The organism is Thalassovita autumnalis, from assembly GCF_001458255.1.
Taxonomy (GTDB): domain Bacteria; phylum Pseudomonadota; class Alphaproteobacteria; order Rhodobacterales; family Rhodobacteraceae; genus Thalassobius; species Thalassobius autumnalis.
The window spans coordinates 47452-63301 of the sequence record NZ_CYSB01000005.1; the positions used below are offsets into that span (position 1 = coordinate 47452).

Consider the following 15850-nt stretch of genomic DNA (forward strand, 5'->3'; position numbering starts at 1 on the left):
TGAAATTCTTTCTCAGCAGGCAATGTTAAAGGAAATGTGACGACCTGTTATCGTCCTTTTTCGCCTGAGGCCCTGATGAACCTGTTGACCGCGTCCCGCCCTGCCACCTTGCCCCGGCTTAAGGCGGAATTTGTGTTGTTCTATCTGATCGCGCCGCTGCTGATCGCCTTGGTGTTGCCGCCGACAATGATGTTTGTGGCGTTGTTCACGCTGAATGCTGTGGGCTTGGCTTTGCTCAATGGCACCGAAGGGGTTGAATGGCGTGAATTGCTCGGCGGGTTTGATCAGCTTTACTTTGTGGAGTTGCTGGCCTTTGCCGGGGGCATGCTGATCCTGTGTCTGGCCGTGGTCTACACCGCCGCGCCCGACGCTGCTTTTCTGCTGCTGAGAACGGAACCCGGTCTGATGCTGGCCATCGCGATCTTTTATCCGATCGCCTCCGCCCTGCCGCAGGAGGTGGTGTTTCGCCCGCTCTATTTCCGCCGCTACGGCGCCTTCCTGCCCGGTGGCCGGGTCGGGCTGCTGCTGAATGCGGCGCTGTTTTCACTGGCACACCTGATGTATTGGAGCTGGGTCGTGGCGCTGATGACCTTTGCCGGTGGGGTGATTTTCGCCTGGGCCTATGAAGCGCGGCGGTCCTTTGCCTTGGCGGTGGTTCTGCATTCGCTGGCGGGGATCGTCATTTTTGCAGTGGGTTTGGGGATCTATTTCTACTCCGGCAACGTTCAGCGCCCGTTTTGAGCGGCTTTGCCCCCACATTGCTTGACAACACGGTCGCAACCTAGTGTATCGGCCTTGATGAATTCCGTGTGCCTGTGGGCGCACCTTATCCGAATGTCCGAAGAGACGACCCGATCACGAAAGGTCACACCATGCACGCATATCGCAGCCATACCTGCGCTGAGCTGAACAAATCCAACGTGGACGAAACCGTCCGCCTGTCGGGCTGGGTCCACCGGGTCCGTGACCACGGCGGTCTGCTGTTTATCGACCTGCGCGACCATTATGGCATCACCCAGGTGATGGCTGACCCCGACAGCCCGGTGTTTGCCGAGCTGGAGAAGGTGCGTTCCGAATGGTGCATCAAGATCGAAGGCAACGTCATGGCACGTGACGAAAGCCTGGTGAACCCGGCGATCCCCACTGGTGAGATCGAAGTCTTCATCCGTGACCTTGAGGTGCTGGGCAAGGCTGATGAGCTGCCGCTGATGGTCTTTGGCGATCAGGAATACCCGGAAGAAACCCGCCTGAAGTACCGCTTCCTGGACCTGCGCCGCGACGTGATGCAGGAAAACATGAAGCTGCGCTCGGACGTTGTGCGCTCCATGCGGCAGCGCATGTGGGACAATGATTTCCGCGAATACCAGACCCCGATCATCACTGCCTCCAGCCCTGAAGGGGCACGTGACTTCCTGGTGCCTTCGCGTCTGCATCCGGGCAAGTTCTACGCCCTGCCGCAGGCGCCGCAGCAGTTCAAACAGCTGATGATGGTGGCGGGTTACGACAAATACTTCCAGATCGCACCGTGCTTCCGTGACGAAGACCCGCGTGCCGACCGTTCGCCGACCGATTTCTACCAGCTGGACATGGAGATGTCCTTTGTCGAGCAGCAGGACGTCTTTGACACCATTGCGCCGGTTCTGGCGGGTGTGTTTGAAGAGTTCGGCGGCGGACGCAAGGTCGACAACCCCGCTGAATGGCCACAGATCAGCTACCGTGATGCGGCGCTGTGGTATGGCAGCGACAAACCGGACCTGCGCAACCCGATCAAGATGCAGGTCGTGTCTGAGCACTTCCGTGGTTCGGGTTTTGCGATCTTTGCCAACCTGTTGGAAAACGAAGGCACTGAGATCCGTGCGATCCCGGCCCCGACCGGTGGCAGCCGCAAGTTCTGTGACCGCATGAACAAATTTGCCCAGGGCGAAGGCCTGCCGGGCATGGGCTACATCTTCTGGCGTGAAGGCGCTGACGGCATGGAAGCCGCCGGTCCGCTGGCCAAGAACATCGGCCCGGAGCGCACCGAGGCGATCCGCCAGCAGCTGGGTCTGGGTGTGGGCGACGCGGCCTTCTTCCTGGGCGGCAAGCCGAAAGCGTTTGAGGCAGTTGCCGGCCGCGCCCGCAATGTCATCGGCGAAGAGCTGGGCCTGATCGACAAGGACCGCTTTGCCTTTGCCTGGATCGTGGACTTCCCGATCTATGAGCAGGACGAAGAGTCGGGCAAGATCGACTTTGAACACAACCCCTTCTCGATGCCGCAGGGTGGCCTTGAGGCGCTGAACGGCGATCCGCTGCAGGTTCTGGGCTACCAGTACGATCTGGCCTGTAACGGCTATGAGCTGGTTTCGGGTGCGATCCGGAACCATAAGCCTGAGGTGATGCTGAAAGCCTTTGAACTGGCCGGCTACGGTGAAGACGAAGTGAAAGAGCGTTTTGGCGCCCTTTACAAGGCCTTCCAATACGGTGCCCCGCCGCACGGTGGCTGTGCCGCCGGTGTGGACCGCATCGTCATGCTGCTGGCTGATCAGCAGAACATCCGCGAAGTTGTGATGTTCCCGATGAACCAGCGGGCCGAAGATCTGATGATGAACGCGCCCTCTGATCCGACCAGCGATCAGCTGATGGAGCTGGGCCTGCGGGTGATCCCACAGGACTGATCCTGACCAAATTGACACTATGAAAACCCGGTTGCCTAGACAGCCGGGTTTTTTCTTGTGCGCGGGCAGGGTGTTGCTCAGGATTCCGTAAGGAAATGGCGGTATCTGGCCCGGTGGACGGGCAAACGGCGCGGCATTTGCAGTTGGGGCTGGAGCAGGACCGGACCGGGCTGGCAGCACTGAGGACCCTTGGGATGACATTTGACCCCATCTTGGCGGAGAAACGATTTGGCTATGGCCTGTCGCCGCGGCCCGAATTGGCGCCGCCCCACTCGGTTGCCGAGATGCTGGCGCGGTTGCGATCTGCCGACCGTATGCTGGTGACCTTCCCGGTGGATGGCTTTGATCGGGTGCAGAAACGCGCCGCCACGGCCCAGAAGATCCAGCGCCAAATCCGGCAAGCCCGCAGCGCGGCGCAGAAGGCAGCGGCGGACAAGCGGCTGAAAACCCTGTTCAAGGCTGGCCGTCAGGCGGAACGCGCTTGGCTCTGGTCAGTGATGATGCGGCGGGTCTGGACGCGTGATGCGTTTCGCGAACGGCTGGTGGCCTTCTGGGGGGATCATTTCACCGCGCGTGGCAAAAACGGTGCCGTCAAACGCGCAGCTGCGGCCTATGTCGACACTGCGATCCGGCCCTATCTGCTGGGCCGGTTTGAGGATCTGCTGATCGCTGCGGTCACCCATCCCCTGATGCTGCACTATCTGGATCAGATCCAATCCACCGGCCCCAACAGCCTGAAAGCACGGCGCAAAAACGGCCAGCTGGGCCTGAACGAAAACCTGGCCCGTGAGGTGCTGGAATTGCACACATTGGGCGTGGAGGGCACCTACAGCCAGCGCGATGTGCGCCAACTGGCGGAGCTGCTGACCGGTCTGACCGCCACGCCGCAAAAGGGCCGGGTGTTTCGTGCCGAATTGGCAGAACCCGGCGCGGAGGAGGTGCTGGGCCAGCTTTATGGCGGCGGACGGGCGCGGCTGCGCGACATCCATGCCGTGCTAAAGGATCTGGCCCGCCATCCCGCCACCGCCCGTCACATCGCCCAAAAACTTGCGGTGCATTTCATTTCGGATACGCCCCCGGCAGATCTGATTACCGCGCTGGAACGCGCCTATCTGGACAGCAAAGGCAATCTGCCCACCCTCTATGAGGTTTTGCTGAACCATCCCGCCGCAATGGATCCGGTGCTGCATAACATCCGGCTGCCGGATGAGTTTGTGGCGGCGGCGATGCGGGCTTTGGCGGTGTCACCGGATCGCTATTACCAGCTGAAACGGGGCCGGCCGCGGGAACAGTTCATCGTGCAGCTGTTTCAGCGTCCGATGGAGATCATGGGGCAGCCTTGGCTGTCGCCGCTTGGGCCGGACGGCTGGGAGGAGGGTGATGCCAATTGGTTAACGCCGCAGGGCCTCACCAGCCGGTTGCACTGGGCGCTGAAAGCGCCGGAGCGTTTGACCGATGCATTGCCGGACCCTCGGATTCTGGTCACGGAAGCCCTTGGGGCAGAGGCGCCGCCTGCGGTGCGTTTTGCCGCCAGTGCCGCTGAGGACCGGCGCGAAGGGGTGGCCCTTGTGCTGGCCTCACCAGCGTTTCAGCGGAAGTGAGGGGGAAGGGATGAGCCAGAAAAACTGGAGCCGTCGCAGCGTTTTAAGCGCAGCCACCCTGCTGGGATGTTCCGCCGCCGCCAGCCCGCTGATCACGCCGATCACCCTGGCCAGCGCGCCCTGGGATCACCGGCTGGTGGTCATTATCCTGCGCGGGGGCATGGATGGGCTGGACGTGCTGCGCCCGGTGGGGGATCCGCACTATGCCGGGTTGCGCGCTGGCATGCTGCAAGGGGCGCAGCCGGGTTTGGATCTGGATGGGTTTTATCACATGCACCCTGCCTTGGCGCCGTTGATGCCGCTGTGGCGGCGCCAGCAGCTGGGATTTGTGCATGCGGTGTCGACCCCCTATCGCAACAAACGCAGCCATTTTGATGGCCAGGACCTGTTGGAAGCTGGCACTGCGGATCTGGCCCGGGGGGGGCGGGATGGCTGGCTGAACCGGATGTTGCAGGCAGAACAGGGGCTTAGCGGGCAGACGGCCTTTGCGGTGGGGCATGAAAACATGCTGCTGCTGCGCGGCGCGGCGGAGGTGGCGAACTGGTCACCTGATACCGCGCTGGCCCTCAGCCCACAGGGCACCCGTCTGGCAGAGTTGGTGATGCATGATGATCCGGCCTTTCACGATGCCTTTATGGAGGCGCAGGCGCTGATCACTGGCGGGGGCATGGAGCAGGGCATGGCGCATGATCTGCCCGAAATGGCGCCGGATATGGGGATGGTGATGGACAGCCAGACCAATGGCCGGCCCGCCGGGATCAAAGCGATCGCCGGTTTCGCGGCTGAACGGCTGTTGCAAGACACCCGGATCGCCGCCTTTTCCATTGGTGGCTGGGACACCCATCGCAATCAGGCCCGCGGCCTAAACTCGGCGCTGGATCAGCTGGCGCAGGCCATCCTGTCGCTGTATACCGGTCTGGGCGCAACCTGGCAGAAGACCGCCGTGCTGGCCGTCACCGAATTTGGCCGCACCGCGCGGATCAATGGCACCAAAGGCACCGATCACGGCACTGGCGGGGCGATGCTGTTGGCGGGGGGCGCCCTGCGGGGCGGCAAGGTCTACGGTCAATGGCCCGGCCTGTCTGAGGCGGATCTGTTTGACCGGCGCGACCTGATGCCGACGGGGGATGTGCGCGCCTATGCCGGGCGGATCATGCGGGACCTTTTTGGTCTGAACCGGGCGGTGATCGAGGGCAGCATTTTCCCCGGTCTGGATATGTCTGACACGCCGGATCTGCTGCTGTAGCCAGTTTGCGCTGCTGGTCACGCCAGCGCGTGTTGGCGCGGGTTTGGCGGTTTCCTTTGTAGCGGTGGCCCGTTAGCGTGGCGTCAGACAAAGGACAGCCCGATGACAGGCCTCAGCACATGACAGACCTTAGCACATGGCAGGCCCCGCCTGCGCCCGGTGACATGCCCTTGCAAGGCCGCTACGCCCGGTTGGAACCGCTCTCGGCTGAGGCGCATGCGGCGCTGTTGTTCCGCGCCTTTGAGGGGCATGATGCGGTCTGGGATTACCTGCCTTATGGCCCGTTTCATTCGGCCGCCGCCTATCATCGTTGGGCCAAGGAAATGGCGAGGCAGGACGATCCCCATTTCTATGCGATCAAGGATCTGGAAACCGGGCAATACGGCGGTGTCGCCTCCTACCTCAGGATTTTCCCGGCGCTGGGCTCGATCGAATTGGGGCATATCAACCTGTCGCCGCAGCTGCAGAAAACCCGCGCTGCGACCGAAGCCTTCTACCTCATCCTGAAGTGGGCGTTTGAGCATGGCTATCGTCGTTTCGAATGGAAATGTGATGCAGGCAACATCGGTTCACGCCGGGCGGCGCAGCGGTTGGGGCTGAGTTATGAGGGCGTGTTCCGCCAGCATATGATCGTGAAGGGCAAAAACCGCGACACCGCCTGGTTTGCCGCCATCGATCAGGAATGGCCGGCGCTGCAGCAGGCCTTTGAGGTTTGGCTGGATCCCGGCAATTTCGATGCCGCCGGTCAGCAGAAGGAGAGCCTGGCCGATCTGACCCGTCTGGTGCGGGTGACCGGGGATCCGGCGCTTTTGCCCTAAAACATGGGTGCCGCAGCCAGCCGTTTCTGCAGCAATCCGCGCAGGGCCAGCAATGCCTTATCCGGTGAGGCCCGGCGCATCCGAGTGATGCCCAGCGTTTGGCCGGCATCACGCACCGCACCGTCATTGGCGCTGCGGCCAAGACCGGTGAGAAACTGCGCCACATAGTCCAGCGTGCGTTCATCCGGCCGCCCGTCCAGCAGGCTGGCGGCGTGTTGCAGATCCTCATGGTAGCTGATCGGGTCAGGGGTGATCTCAGCCTCATTGACCAGACGCGGATCCATCGGGCGCTGTGCTGCGGGCAGGTGGTGCAGGATGGTTTCCTGAAAACTGGCCAGTGACAGGATCGGTTTGGCCAGAAACCCGTCGGCCCCCTGTTCCAGACTGCGCTTTTCCATGCCGTCATCGCCGCTGATCGCCAGAATAACCTCAATCCTTGGGCTGTGACGGGACAGGCGGTGGATCAGATCCAGACCGCTGCCATCCGGCAGGCCCAGATCGATCAGGATCACGGTGGGGCAATAGACCTTCAGGTGCCGTTCTGCCGCGATCAGCGTATCGGCGCGGCGGATGCGGGCGCCACTGTGCAGGCACATCAGCCGCAGCGCTTCGCTGGTGAAACGGCTGTCTTCGACCACCAGTAGGGTCATGCCCAGCAGCGGGCGGGCGGGGGTCGGGTAACGGGCGGTATTGAAAAGCTCAGTGTCGTCCATGACGCTTGTCCTCCTGATCCGTCTACAATGACAACAAACAGGCTAAGAGCAGGTTAACGTCGCGGCTGCGTCCCTTAGCCGCTTGCGTGACCCCTCGACGCCGCGCATAAGAGCCCCACTTAAAAGCCAAGCCAAAGGAGATCCCCATGATTGGGCGTTTGAACCATGTCGCCATCGCCGTGCCTGACCTCGAAGCTGCCTCGGCGCAGTATCGTGATGCTTTGGGGGCCACTGTTGGCGCGCCGCAGGATGAACCGGATCACGGGGTGACCGTTGTCTTTATCGAACTGCCAAACACCAAGATCGAACTTCTCTACCCGCTTGGCGAGGACAGCCCGATCAACGGCTTCCTGGAGAAAAACCCCGCAGGCGGCATCCACCATGTGTGTTATGAAGTGGATGATATCATCGCCGCCCGCGATCATCTGAAAGAAACCGGCGCACGTGTGCTGGGCTCTGGTGAGCCCAAGATCGGCGCCCATGGCAAGCCCGTGTTGTTCCTGCATCCCAAGGACTTCAACGGCTGCCTCGTAGAATTGGAGCAAGTCTGATGGGCCCCACCTCGGCAATCGTCCTTTATGCAGTGATCTGGTTTATGACGCTTTTCATCGTCCTGCCGATCCGTTTGAAAACCCAAGGCGATGTCGGGGAGATCGTGCCCGGCACTCATGCCGGTGCACCTTATGAGACAAACCTCAAGAAAAAGGCCCTGATCACCACCGTGATTGCGGCCGTTCTGTGGGGGATCATCGCCGGGATCATCCTGACCGAGACGATTACCGTGCGCGATCTGGATTGGTTCAACAAGATGAGCCAGCCGGATCTGAGCTGATCCACCCAAAGGGAAGATACGAAAACGGCGCCCGGTTGAGGCGCCGTTTTTTTGTGTCTGGACTGAGGTCCGCGGCCGATCAGGCCTGCGTCAGCTTGTGGTAGATATGGGTGAAGGTCGCTGCCCCCAGGATTGGAATGGCCAGGTTCATCAGCGGGATCGACAACGGCACCGCCATCAGCGTCCCGGCCAGCCAGATTGTGCCCAGATGTTTGCGCCGCAGCTCTTTGGCGCGCACGCGTCCGACCCGGCGAATGGCCGCCAGGGTGAAATATTCCCTTCCCAACAGGAAGCCGTTCAACCCCCAGAAGATGAACAGCGCCGCCGGCGCAAACATCGCATAAAGGATGAAGGCCAGGATGTTGGCGGCGATCAGCACGCCGAGGAAGTTCACGGTATCTTTGAACGCTTCGGCGAAGGGGACCTTCATGGCAGGTGGCAGATGGCGGTAGTGCTTATCCTCCACCGCCTGGGCCACATCATCGAGAAACAGCGAAGTGATGGCAGAAGCCACCGGGATCATCAGAAACACCGACAGCACGATCATCAACAGCAGGCTGGTCCAGGTGGCCAGATCGTTGATCCATGTGACCTCACCCACCAAGGGCAGGGTGCTGCTTTCGCCCAGGATGGCCTGCAGGAACCACAGGAACCCCACATAGGCCAGGATCAGCAAGAGGATGCTCAGCACAATGCCAAGGCCCAGAACACGCCGGAAGCGCGGATCGTCCAGCTGGCCTAATGTGCTGAAAAAAGACGAAAAGATCATTCCGAAAGCCATGTCGTAATCGCCTCTAGATCTGGGCGCGGGCGCTCCGGCGGGGTGGCTTTTTCGGTGCCGATATGGATCAGCCCGGCGATACGTTCATTTTCCGCCAGACCCAATGCTTCGGTGCAAAAGCCGCGGTCATGGCTGGCCCAGCCTGACAGCCAGTTTGCGCCCCAGCCTGAGGCCAGCGCCGCATTCAACAGCTGCAGGCAGGCGGCGCCGGCGGAATAGGTGATTTCTACGGCGGGCACTTTTTCATTGGGTTTGATGATCTCAATCACCGCAACGGCCAGGTTGCCATTGGCAAATTGATCGACGCCTTTTTGCACCTGCGCCGGGTCTAGACCCAGCGCCTCGCCCCGGGTGCGGGCAACACCGGCCAGACGGTCCAGCGCCGGTTTTTCCAGCACGATGAAACGCCAGGGTTCCAGTTTGCCATGGTCGGGGGTGCGGGCGGCGGCGGTCAGCATCGGCAGCAGCTCATCACGGCTGGGCACCGGGGTGACAAGCGTCTTTGCCGGGCGAGAGCGGCGGCTCAGCAGGAAGGCCAGCGCGGCCTCATCCTTTTCCAGCGGTTTGATTACAGGTGTGGTGGTGTCAGGCATGGGGCCTCTCTGTTCTGGCGTTGCCCCTATGTCGGGCCTCGGGGCGCAAGGGTCAAGGTTTGGATCAGGCTGGCGCGCCAAGGGGCAGCAGTTCAGCAGCGATTTCACGGATCAGCGTGCTGTAGACCGCATTCATGCGGTCTGATGGCTGGCGGATTTTCACGGCCTCGGCCATGGGATCAACGGCGGTTTTGTCGGAGCCTGACAGCTCCTCCATCACGGCGTGTCCACAGAAAGGCACATAGGCCTCACTATAGCCGCCTTCATGCACCAAGACGAGGCGCCCGTCACATAAGTGATCGGCGGCCTGCATCACCTGACGGGTCATCAGGCGGAAGGTTTCGGGTGTCGCCATCATGCGGGCCAGCGGATCAAAGATGCAGGCGTCAAACCCGCAGGCGACGATGATCACGTCAGGCTGAAACTGGGCCAGCGCGGGCAGGGTGATCTGCTCCATCGCCTCCAGATAGGCGGTATGCCCCGCGCCGGGCGGCAGCGGCACATTGAGGTTATAGCCAAGGCCCGCACCAGTGCCGCGATCGGTCACCGCACCAGTGTCCAGCGGGTAGTTCCATTCCTGATGGAGCGAGATCGTCAGCACATCCTCGCGGTCATAAAACACCGCCTCGGTGCCATTGCCGTGATGCACGTCCCAATCGACGACGGCGAACCGCTTGGCCAGCCCTGCGGCGCGGGCGGCCTCAATCGCGATGCCAATATTGTTGAGCAGGCAGAACCCATTAGGCCAATCGGGCATGCAATGGTGGCCGGGTGGGCGCGACAGAGCGTAGGCATTGCGCAGCTCGCCTTTCAAAACCGCATCAAGGGCGGATGTCGCCAGACCGGCAGACAGGCTGGCGATGTCATAGCCACCTTTCAGAAATGGGGTGCGCAGGCCTAATTCGCCGCCACCCTGATCCGACATCGCCTTGAAGTTTTGCAGATAGGTTTCCGGATGCACCCGCGCTAGATCCTGTGCGGTGGCGGCCGGCGCAGTGCGGACACTCAGATCCCCAATCAACCCTGTGACCTCCATCAGGTTTTTCAGGCGCCGTTTCGTTTCAGGGTTCTCGGGCAGGCCGCCTGCTGCAAGGGGCTGCACATGGCCGCCCATTGCCCCACCCAAGGGCAGGGTCAGCGCATAGTCGCCACCGCCATGCCAGAAACACCGCTCATCCCAGAAAAATCCCGTGCTCATCTTGTCTTCTCCCTGACTTGGGGGCCACTATCTGGCGCGAGGATTGGGTTGTCCATCATCAATGGCTGCAAGGGGAAGGTGTATGGACCAGAGCGATCTGTGGCAGTGTCTGCGCGATGGCCAGCTGAGCGTGAAAGTCACCCCAAAAGCGGCGCGCAACCGGATCGTGATCGATGGCGGGCAGCTGCGTGTCTATGTGACCACCGTGCCCGACGCTGGCAAAGCCAATGCCGCCGTGCAGAAGCTTTTGGCCAAGGAACTGGGGCTGGCCAAAAGCAAGCTGCGTTTGATCCGCGGCCAGACCAGCCGCGATAAGGTCTTTCAGATCGACAGCTAGCCGTGGCTCAGCCTGCGTTGGCACCTTTGCCCTGCAGTTTGTAGACCCCTTCAGGCAGATCAAGCGCGGCGGCCAGTTCCTGCAGTTGATGCAGCGAGAGGGTGATCTTTTTCACCTCATCATCGCGGGGATCATACTGTTCCAGCGTGACGCATTCCTGAAAAGCGTGAATGGTGATGTCTTCTTGGAGGGGGCTGTCGCCCTCATCAATCAGGGTCACCACGGTGGCGTCGAAATCGTGTTCGATCGTAAACATATCTCAACGATAGGCGATTAAACCCATTCCGCAAGGTTTTGCTGTGGCTTCAGACTGGTAAGGCGGCCAAACAGTGATACATATGTGGGGAAGGAGAGGTGTTTATGCGTATTTGGGCAATGATAATGGTGGCAGGTCTTGCGTTGGCGGGCTGTACCGTGGCGCCGGTGTCTGGCGTGAACGGGTCGCTGGAAAATGTGCCCTCGCGCGCAGCAGCACAGCAGTTTGTTGCCGTGGTGGAGACGGTGGAACCTGTGGCCGAGCGGGAATGCCGCCGCCGTGCGTTCGGGTCCAACTGTGACTTCCTGATTGTTGTTGATGATCGCCCCAACCAGCCGCCCAACGCCCACCAATTTCTGAGTGACAGCGGCCAGCCGGTCATCGCCTTCAACCTTGCGCTGATCCGGTCCGTGCGCAACGCCGATGAGCTGGCTTTTGTGATGGGCCATGAGGCGGCGCATCATATTGCGGGCCATCTGGAAAAGCAGACCCAAAGCGCGCTGCAGGGCGCTGCGATCATGGGGGGATTGGTCTCCATGCAGGGGGGCAACGCCAAAGAAGTTGAAGAAGCACAAGAGCTTGGCGCAATCCTGGGCGCGCGACGCTACTCCAAGGATTTTGAGCTGGAAGCGGATGCTTTGGGCACGATCATCACGCTGAAAGCGGGCTATGACGCGGTGCGCGGGGCCGAGTTCTTTAGTCGCCTTCCTGATCCCGGCAACCAGTTCCTTGGCACCCACCCGCCGAACGCAGACCGCTTGGCCACCGTGCGCAAAGCCGCGGCTGCGATGTAACGAGACGGGCCAACAAGACGATGCTGCAAATTGAAAATGTCGTCAGCGACCGCGGCTCACGCTATGCGGTTTCGGGCGGGGTGGTGCGCGATGAGGCGGAGGTGGCTGCCTTCCTCAAACAGCTGAAACGCGCCAAGAAATACGCCAAGGCAACCCATAACACCTGGGCGATGTTGCAGGGGGATGGCACCCAGCGCAAAGGCGATGATGGCGAGAGCGGCGCGGGCAATGTGATTCTACGTATGCTGGAACGCGAAGACCTGCGCGATCATATCGTGGTGGTGACACGCTGGTATGGCGGTAAACATCTGGGTGGGGACCGGTTTCGCCATGTGCAGACCTGTGTAAATACCTATCTGGAAGAGCTTTTAAAAAGCTGAATGCCTGCATTAGTTGATCTGGATCAAAGCCTCTTTCCGACTCGATAATTAGTTAACGACCTCTCACTATAGCTGCAGAGAGGCCCCCGATGCAGAGCGATCGCACCCCTGAAAAGAACCATATGGCTCTTTTCCATCACATGGCGGATGCCATGGGCGTTAACCTTGAAAAAGAACTCCTGTCCGGACGGTTGAAGCTCGAAGATCTGAGCCAGTCTATTGAACGTTGCAAAGGCTGCGCCGGTCCCGGTGCCTGCAAGGTCTGGCTGGAACACGCCGCCCCCGGTGAGGAAGATTTGCCGCCGGGCTATTGCCGCAATGCCACCTTCCTGCGGATCCAGCGGGTGCTGGGTAAGCTGCCGCAGGACTGATGCAGGCCAGCGCAACGTGCGTCTTGGTTGATGCGGGTCAAAGAACACCCCGCCCTGACTGTATAAGCTCCGGCTGATCACAGGAGGGCAAGGCAATGAAACCCCTAGGACGGTTTAAACGACATTTCTGGCTGGCCAAACGCATGGCCAAGGCAACCGGGACGGATCTGGCAAACGCGCGTGAGGCGGGCCAGCTGCGTCAACCCGAATGGGCCGCGATGGTCACACGCTGCCGCAGTTGCAGCGAACCTGAGCGCTGTACCCGCTGGCTGGCGACGGCCGAGCAGTCGGGGGGACGGGCCGAGGCACCGTCTTTTTGCCTCAACGGGGACCGGTTTTCTGAGGTGCGCCGGGCGCTGAGCCCGGAGGATGCTGCCTCCGATCGGGGGCAGTGACATGGGCAAGATCTTTCCCCTTGGCTCGCCTGAGACGCATTTCTGGCTGACCCGTTCCATGGCACGCAGGCTTGGCGTGAACCTGAGTGACGCGATGGCCGATGACCTGCTCTCGCCGCAGTCCTATGCCGATATGGTGACCCGGTGCCGCCAATGCCCGCATGTCAGTGCCTGTCAGGCTTGGCTGGCCCAAAGCACCTGCGCCCCTGAGGCGCCGGATCACTGTCTCAACGCCGCAATCTTCAACCGATTACGGCACTAGTTTTCACCATAAGAAACTCAGATAAGGACCCCAATATGAGCTTCTTCGACCGACTGGTCCGCAATGTGGACCTGATGCCGCGCCTTGCGCAGCGATTAGGGATAGATTGGGCGGATCGGATGGACCACAGCCCCTATGCCGCAGCAGAATACCGTGACGCGCTGATGCGCTGCGCCCAGTGTTCCAAAGATGGCGCTTGCCGCGCCTGGATCGAACGGGTGCATCAGGCCGACGCCGCGCCAGACTATTGCCGCAACAAGGAGATGTTGCAGCGGCTGGCAAAAGACACCGAAAAACAGGGCTGACCACAGGGCTGACCCAAGACGCCGCTTTGGTGAGGCAAGGCGGCGTTGGGTTTTCATCCCCTCAGAGAAGAGAGCAGGGCGGGGAGGTGCAGTAGGGGATGTGAATGTGCCCCGCCCTGCGCCCCAGCTGCGGCTGGCCCAAGGGCCCATCCGCATCCGGAACAGGGGCTTATACGGGGCCGATCACAGGTTCCGTCGCGCGGTGTCCTGAAAATCCGCCCAAAACCCGTAGGCCTTCACCCTTGACGCAACGGAGCCTTCGGTTCAAGAAAACGGACCGGAGGACCAATGACTGACTTTCTACACCGCCTGAAACTGCGCTGCATCTGGAGCTGGGCCGGATGGCTCGACAGCTGGCGCACCGAACACAGTTTCCGCAGCTGGGTCTGGGCCAATCTGGCCTCGGCCGCGCTGGCCTTCACCCTGCCGCTGAGCCCGGGGGAACGCGCGCTGATCCTGTCGCTGGGCATTCTGGTGCTGGCGATGGAGCTGATGAATTCAGCGATTGAACGGGTGGTCGATTACATCTCGCTGGATCAGCATGAGCTGGCCAAACAAGCCAAAGACGCAGGCTCCGCCGCGGTGGCTGTCACCGCCATCGCCGCCGGTGTCGCCTGGGTGGTGGTGCTCTGGGGCTGAGCCTCTAAATCCAAATCAAAGATTTGGCAGCGCCCGACCCTCCCCACGGGAGGATGTTGGTGGGCCTCGGCCTGAAGCAAGTCAGCCGCATCCGATTCCGGTAGAGAGGTCGCGCCCGAGCCCGAGGGCGGGGTGCCGTGGTGCGCTACCCCTTCGGCCCCAACAACGTCTATCCGATCAGAAACGTTGCAATTCGCGCCCGCCCTTGGGGGCGGGGTCGGGCGCGACCGGGGCGTGTGCCCCGGGGGAATTGGCTTTAGCGTTTCAGCTGACCCCACAAATCATACTCACCAGCTTCATCCACCTCGACGCTGACGATGTCCCCGACGGACAGGCCTTCGGTGTCTTCGTCGATGAACAGGTTGCCGTCAATTTCGGGGGCGTCGGCTTTGGTGCGGCAGGTGGCGATGCCGTCTTCGTCGATATCATCGACGATCACATCCATCACCTGACCTACTTTGGCGGCCAGTTTGGCCTCGGAAATGGCTTGTGCCTTTTCCATGAAACGTTCCCAACGCTCCTGCTTGACCTCATCTGGCACATGGTCGGGCAGCGCGGCGGAGCGGGCGCCTTCGACGTTTTCGTACTGGAAGCAGCCAACGCGATCCAACTGCGCCTCATCCATCCAGTCCAGCAGGGTTTGGAACTCCGCCTCGGTCTCCCCAGGGTAGCCGACGATGAAGGTCGAACGCAGGGTGATATCCGGGCAGATGCTGCGCCATTCGGCGATCCGGTCCAGCGTGCGTTCTGCGGCTGCGGGACGGGCCATGCGTTTCAGCGTGTCGGGATGGGCGTGTTGGAACGGGATGTCCAGATAGGGCAGCACCAGCCCCTCGGCCATCAGCGGGATCAACTCACGCACATGGGGGTAGGGGTAGATGTAATGCAGACGCACCCACGCCCCGAGTGAGCCGAGATCGCGCGCCAGATCGGTGATGTGGCTGCGATAGCCACGCTCCGTCTCGTGTTTGCGGTCCAGCCCATAGGCCGAGGTGTCCTGTGAGATGACCAGCAGTTCCTTGACGCCGTTTTCTACCAGCTTCTCAGCCTCACGCATCACCGCAAAGGCCGGGCGCGACGCCAGCTTGCCGCGCATATCGGGGATGATGCAGAATTTGCACTTGTGGTTACAGCCCTCGGAAATCTTCAGGTAGCTGTAGTGGCGGGGCGTCAGGCTGACGCCGGAGGCCGGCAGCAGATCCACAAAGGGATCGGGGCTGGGTGGCACCGCGCCATGCACCGCATCCAGCACCTGTTCGTATTGATGAGGGCCGGTGACGGCCAGCACCTTGGGATGCACACCGGTGATATATTCAGGTTCCGCCCCCAGACAGCCGGTGACGATGACCTTGCCGTTTTCATTCAGTGCTTCACCAATGGCTTCCAGGCTTTCGGCCTTGGCGCTGTCCAGAAAACCACAGGTGTTCACGATCACCGCATCGGCACCGGTGTAATCCGGTGAGATACCATAGCCCTCGGCCCGCAGCCGGGTCAGGATCCGCTCACTGTCGACCAGCGCCTTTGGACAGCCGAGCGAGACCATGCCGATGGTCGGCTGGCCGTCACGGGGTGTGTCGCTGAACTGGGCACGGGGGGCGAGGTCGGGGCGTAGATCTGGCGGATTGCTGGTCATGGGGCGGCATATAGTAGAGCGATGCGACTGTGGCAAAGGCTT

The 15850-nt window shown here is 61.3% G+C and carries 21 protein-coding genes; 15 read left to right on the plus strand and 6 right to left on the minus strand.

The annotated features are described in order from the left end of the window. The first annotated feature begins 75 nt into the window (after window positions 1-75). The 5 genes from TL5118_RS01215 to TL5118_RS01235 all read left to right on the plus strand — a co-directional run bounded on the left by TL5118_RS01215 (window position 76) and on the right by TL5118_RS01235 (window position 6319). The gene (locus tag TL5118_RS01215; RefSeq protein WP_058243447.1) at window positions 76-741 is read left to right on the plus strand and encodes a CPBP family intramembrane glutamic endopeptidase; all 666 of its coding nucleotides are present in this window, start codon (window positions 76-78) and stop codon (window positions 739-741) included. A 131-nt stretch (window positions 742-872) separates the two neighbouring features. Then, on the plus strand, window positions 873-2654 hold the full coding sequence (gene aspS, locus TL5118_RS01220) for an aspartate--tRNA ligase (protein ID WP_058243378.1): 1782 nt from the start codon (window positions 873-875) through the stop codon (window positions 2652-2654). Window positions 2655-2749: 95 nt separating this feature from the next. Continuing rightward, window positions 2750-4255 (plus strand): DUF1800 domain-containing protein, encoded by a 1506-nt coding sequence (locus TL5118_RS01225; protein WP_306345411.1) that lies wholly within the window; start codon window positions 2750-2752, stop codon window positions 4253-4255. A 10-nt stretch (window positions 4256-4265) separates the two neighbouring features. After that, window positions 4266-5501, plus strand: a complete 1236-nt coding sequence (locus tag TL5118_RS01230) for a DUF1501 domain-containing protein (protein ID WP_058243377.1) — start codon at window positions 4266-4268, stop codon at window positions 5499-5501. Between the two features lie 119 nt (window positions 5502-5620). Continuing rightward, the gene (locus TL5118_RS01235; protein ID WP_058243376.1) at window positions 5621-6319 is read left to right on the plus strand and encodes a GNAT family N-acetyltransferase; all 699 of its coding nucleotides are present in this window, start codon (window positions 5621-5623) and stop codon (window positions 6317-6319) included. Here the strand turns inward: TL5118_RS01235 and TL5118_RS01240 are convergent. Beyond that, the gene (locus tag TL5118_RS01240; RefSeq protein ID WP_058243375.1) at window positions 6316-7032 is read right to left on the minus strand and encodes a response regulator; all 717 of its coding nucleotides are present in this window, start codon (window positions 7030-7032) and stop codon (window positions 6316-6318) included. The two genes, TL5118_RS01235 and TL5118_RS01240, sit on opposite strands and share 4 nt — an antisense overlap. Before the next feature lie 146 nt (window positions 7033-7178). Between TL5118_RS01240 and mce the strand changes: the two genes are divergently transcribed. Together mce and TL5118_RS01250 are read left to right on the plus strand one after the other, a co-directional pair. After that, window positions 7179-7583, plus strand: coding sequence for a methylmalonyl-CoA epimerase (gene mce, locus TL5118_RS01245; protein ID WP_058243374.1), 405 nt, complete (start codon window positions 7179-7181; stop codon window positions 7581-7583). Next, complete coding sequence (locus tag TL5118_RS01250; protein ID WP_058243373.1) at window positions 7583-7864, plus strand: DUF1467 family protein; 282 nt, start codon at window positions 7583-7585, stop codon at window positions 7862-7864. The genes mce and TL5118_RS01250 overlap by 1 nt, the downstream gene beginning before the upstream one ends. A gap of 79 nt (window positions 7865-7943) precedes the next feature. On the opposite strand, the gene TL5118_RS01255 is transcribed toward TL5118_RS01250, so the two are convergent. The 3 genes from TL5118_RS01255 to TL5118_RS01265 all read right to left on the minus strand — a co-directional run bounded on the left by TL5118_RS01255 (window position 7944) and on the right by TL5118_RS01265 (window position 10436). Next, entirely contained in the window at window positions 7944-8633 is a 690-nt protein-coding gene (locus TL5118_RS01255) for an EI24 domain-containing protein (RefSeq protein WP_058243372.1), read from the minus strand. After that, a complete protein-coding gene (locus TL5118_RS01260; protein ID WP_058243371.1) occupies window positions 8630-9238 on the minus strand; it encodes a nitroreductase family protein in 609 nt (202 codons plus the stop codon). The genes TL5118_RS01255 and TL5118_RS01260 overlap by 4 nt, the downstream gene beginning before the upstream one ends. 64 nt (window positions 9239-9302) lie before the next feature. After that, a complete protein-coding gene (locus tag TL5118_RS01265) occupies window positions 9303-10436 on the minus strand; it encodes a histone deacetylase-like amidohydrolase (protein ID WP_058243370.1) in 1134 nt (377 codons plus the stop codon). Between the two features lie 82 nt (window positions 10437-10518). Here TL5118_RS01265 and TL5118_RS01270 point away from each other — a divergent pair, with 82 nt between their 5' ends. After that, entirely contained in the window at window positions 10519-10773 is a 255-nt protein-coding gene (locus TL5118_RS01270; protein WP_058243369.1) for a DUF167 domain-containing protein, read from the plus strand. A 7-nt stretch (window positions 10774-10780) separates the two neighbouring features. On the opposite strand, the gene TL5118_RS01275 is transcribed toward TL5118_RS01270, so the two are convergent. Further along, window positions 10781-11029, minus strand: coding sequence for a DUF8831 family protein (locus tag TL5118_RS01275; RefSeq protein WP_058243368.1), 249 nt, complete (start codon window positions 11027-11029; stop codon window positions 10781-10783). Between the two features lie 104 nt (window positions 11030-11133). On the opposite strand from TL5118_RS01275, the gene TL5118_RS01280 reads away from it, so the two are divergent. From TL5118_RS01280 to TL5118_RS01310, 7 genes are all read left to right on the plus strand, one after another. Next, window positions 11134-11823, plus strand: coding sequence for a M48 family metallopeptidase (locus TL5118_RS01280; protein ID WP_058243367.1), 690 nt, complete (start codon window positions 11134-11136; stop codon window positions 11821-11823). Window positions 11824-11843: 20 nt separating this feature from the next. Continuing rightward, window positions 11844-12203 (plus strand): YigZ family protein, encoded by a 360-nt coding sequence (locus tag TL5118_RS01285; protein ID WP_058243366.1) that lies wholly within the window; start codon window positions 11844-11846, stop codon window positions 12201-12203. A gap of 89 nt (window positions 12204-12292) precedes the next feature. Beyond that, window positions 12293-12574 carry a DUF6455 family protein gene (locus TL5118_RS01290; protein WP_058243365.1) on the plus strand — a complete coding sequence of 94 codons (282 nt, stop codon included), beginning with the start codon at window positions 12293-12295 and terminating at the stop codon, window positions 12572-12574. A 95-nt stretch (window positions 12575-12669) separates the two neighbouring features. Further along, window positions 12670-12969, plus strand: a complete 300-nt coding sequence (locus TL5118_RS01295) for a DUF6455 family protein (protein ID WP_058243364.1) — start codon at window positions 12670-12672, stop codon at window positions 12967-12969. A gap of 1 nt (window position 12970) precedes the next feature. Next, window positions 12971-13231: a DUF6455 family protein gene (locus TL5118_RS01300; protein ID WP_058243363.1), complete on the plus strand. Its 261-nt coding sequence runs from the start codon at window positions 12971-12973 to the stop codon at window positions 13229-13231. A gap of 35 nt (window positions 13232-13266) precedes the next feature. Further along, window positions 13267-13536: a DUF6455 family protein gene (locus TL5118_RS01305; RefSeq protein ID WP_058243362.1), complete on the plus strand. Its 270-nt coding sequence runs from the start codon at window positions 13267-13269 to the stop codon at window positions 13534-13536. 288 nt (window positions 13537-13824) lie between these two features. After that, complete coding sequence (locus TL5118_RS01310; protein ID WP_058243361.1) at window positions 13825-14175, plus strand: diacylglycerol kinase; 351 nt, start codon at window positions 13825-13827, stop codon at window positions 14173-14175. A gap of 256 nt (window positions 14176-14431) precedes the next feature. Here TL5118_RS01310 and rimO read toward each other — a convergent pair whose 3' ends face one another. After that, window positions 14432-15808 (minus strand): 30S ribosomal protein S12 methylthiotransferase RimO, encoded by a 1377-nt coding sequence (gene rimO, locus TL5118_RS01315; protein WP_058243360.1) that lies wholly within the window; start codon window positions 15806-15808, stop codon window positions 14432-14434. Window positions 15809-15850: the final 42 nt, after the last annotated feature.

What these genes read in the sequence shown, in the direction of transcription:
- TL5118_RS01215 (WP_058243447.1), top strand. Translation starts at nt 76, where the DNA reads ATGAACCTGTTGACCGCGTCCCGCCCTGCCACCTTGCCCCGGCTTAAG.
- aspS (WP_058243378.1), top strand. Translation starts at nt 873, where the DNA reads ATGCACGCATATCGCAGCCATACCTGCGCTGAGCTGAACAAATCCAAC.
- TL5118_RS01225 (WP_306345411.1), top strand. Translation starts at nt 2,750, where the DNA reads ATGGCGGTATCTGGCCCGGTGGACGGGCAAACGGCGCGGCATTTGCAG.
- TL5118_RS01230 (WP_058243377.1), top strand. Translation starts at nt 4,266, where the DNA reads ATGAGCCAGAAAAACTGGAGCCGTCGCAGCGTTTTAAGCGCAGCCACC.
- TL5118_RS01235 (WP_058243376.1), top strand. Translation starts at nt 5,621, where the DNA reads ATGACAGACCTTAGCACATGGCAGGCCCCGCCTGCGCCCGGTGACATG.
- TL5118_RS01240 (WP_058243375.1), bottom strand. Translation starts at nt 7,032, where the DNA reads ATGGACGACACTGAGCTTTTCAATACCGCCCGTTACCCGACCCCCGCC.
- mce (WP_058243374.1), top strand. Translation starts at nt 7,179, where the DNA reads ATGATTGGGCGTTTGAACCATGTCGCCATCGCCGTGCCTGACCTCGAA.
- TL5118_RS01250 (WP_058243373.1), top strand. Translation starts at nt 7,583, where the DNA reads ATGGGCCCCACCTCGGCAATCGTCCTTTATGCAGTGATCTGGTTTATG.
- TL5118_RS01255 (WP_058243372.1), bottom strand. Translation starts at nt 8,633, where the DNA reads ATGATCTTTTCGTCTTTTTTCAGCACATTAGGCCAGCTGGACGATCCG.
- TL5118_RS01260 (WP_058243371.1), bottom strand. Translation starts at nt 9,238, where the DNA reads ATGCCTGACACCACCACACCTGTAATCAAACCGCTGGAAAAGGATGAG.
- TL5118_RS01265 (WP_058243370.1), bottom strand. Translation starts at nt 10,436, where the DNA reads ATGAGCACGGGATTTTTCTGGGATGAGCGGTGTTTCTGGCATGGCGGT.
- TL5118_RS01270 (WP_058243369.1), top strand. Translation starts at nt 10,519, where the DNA reads ATGGACCAGAGCGATCTGTGGCAGTGTCTGCGCGATGGCCAGCTGAGC.
- TL5118_RS01275 (WP_058243368.1), bottom strand. Translation starts at nt 11,029, where the DNA reads ATGTTTACGATCGAACACGATTTCGACGCCACCGTGGTGACCCTGATT.
- TL5118_RS01280 (WP_058243367.1), top strand. Translation starts at nt 11,134, where the DNA reads ATGCGTATTTGGGCAATGATAATGGTGGCAGGTCTTGCGTTGGCGGGC.
- TL5118_RS01285 (WP_058243366.1), top strand. Translation starts at nt 11,844, where the DNA reads ATGCTGCAAATTGAAAATGTCGTCAGCGACCGCGGCTCACGCTATGCG.
- TL5118_RS01290 (WP_058243365.1), top strand. Translation starts at nt 12,293, where the DNA reads ATGCAGAGCGATCGCACCCCTGAAAAGAACCATATGGCTCTTTTCCAT.
- TL5118_RS01295 (WP_058243364.1), top strand. Translation starts at nt 12,670, where the DNA reads ATGAAACCCCTAGGACGGTTTAAACGACATTTCTGGCTGGCCAAACGC.
- TL5118_RS01300 (WP_058243363.1), top strand. Translation starts at nt 12,971, where the DNA reads ATGGGCAAGATCTTTCCCCTTGGCTCGCCTGAGACGCATTTCTGGCTG.
- TL5118_RS01305 (WP_058243362.1), top strand. Translation starts at nt 13,267, where the DNA reads ATGAGCTTCTTCGACCGACTGGTCCGCAATGTGGACCTGATGCCGCGC.
- TL5118_RS01310 (WP_058243361.1), top strand. Translation starts at nt 13,825, where the DNA reads ATGACTGACTTTCTACACCGCCTGAAACTGCGCTGCATCTGGAGCTGG.
- rimO (WP_058243360.1), bottom strand. Translation starts at nt 15,808, where the DNA reads ATGACCAGCAATCCGCCAGATCTACGCCCCGACCTCGCCCCCCGTGCC.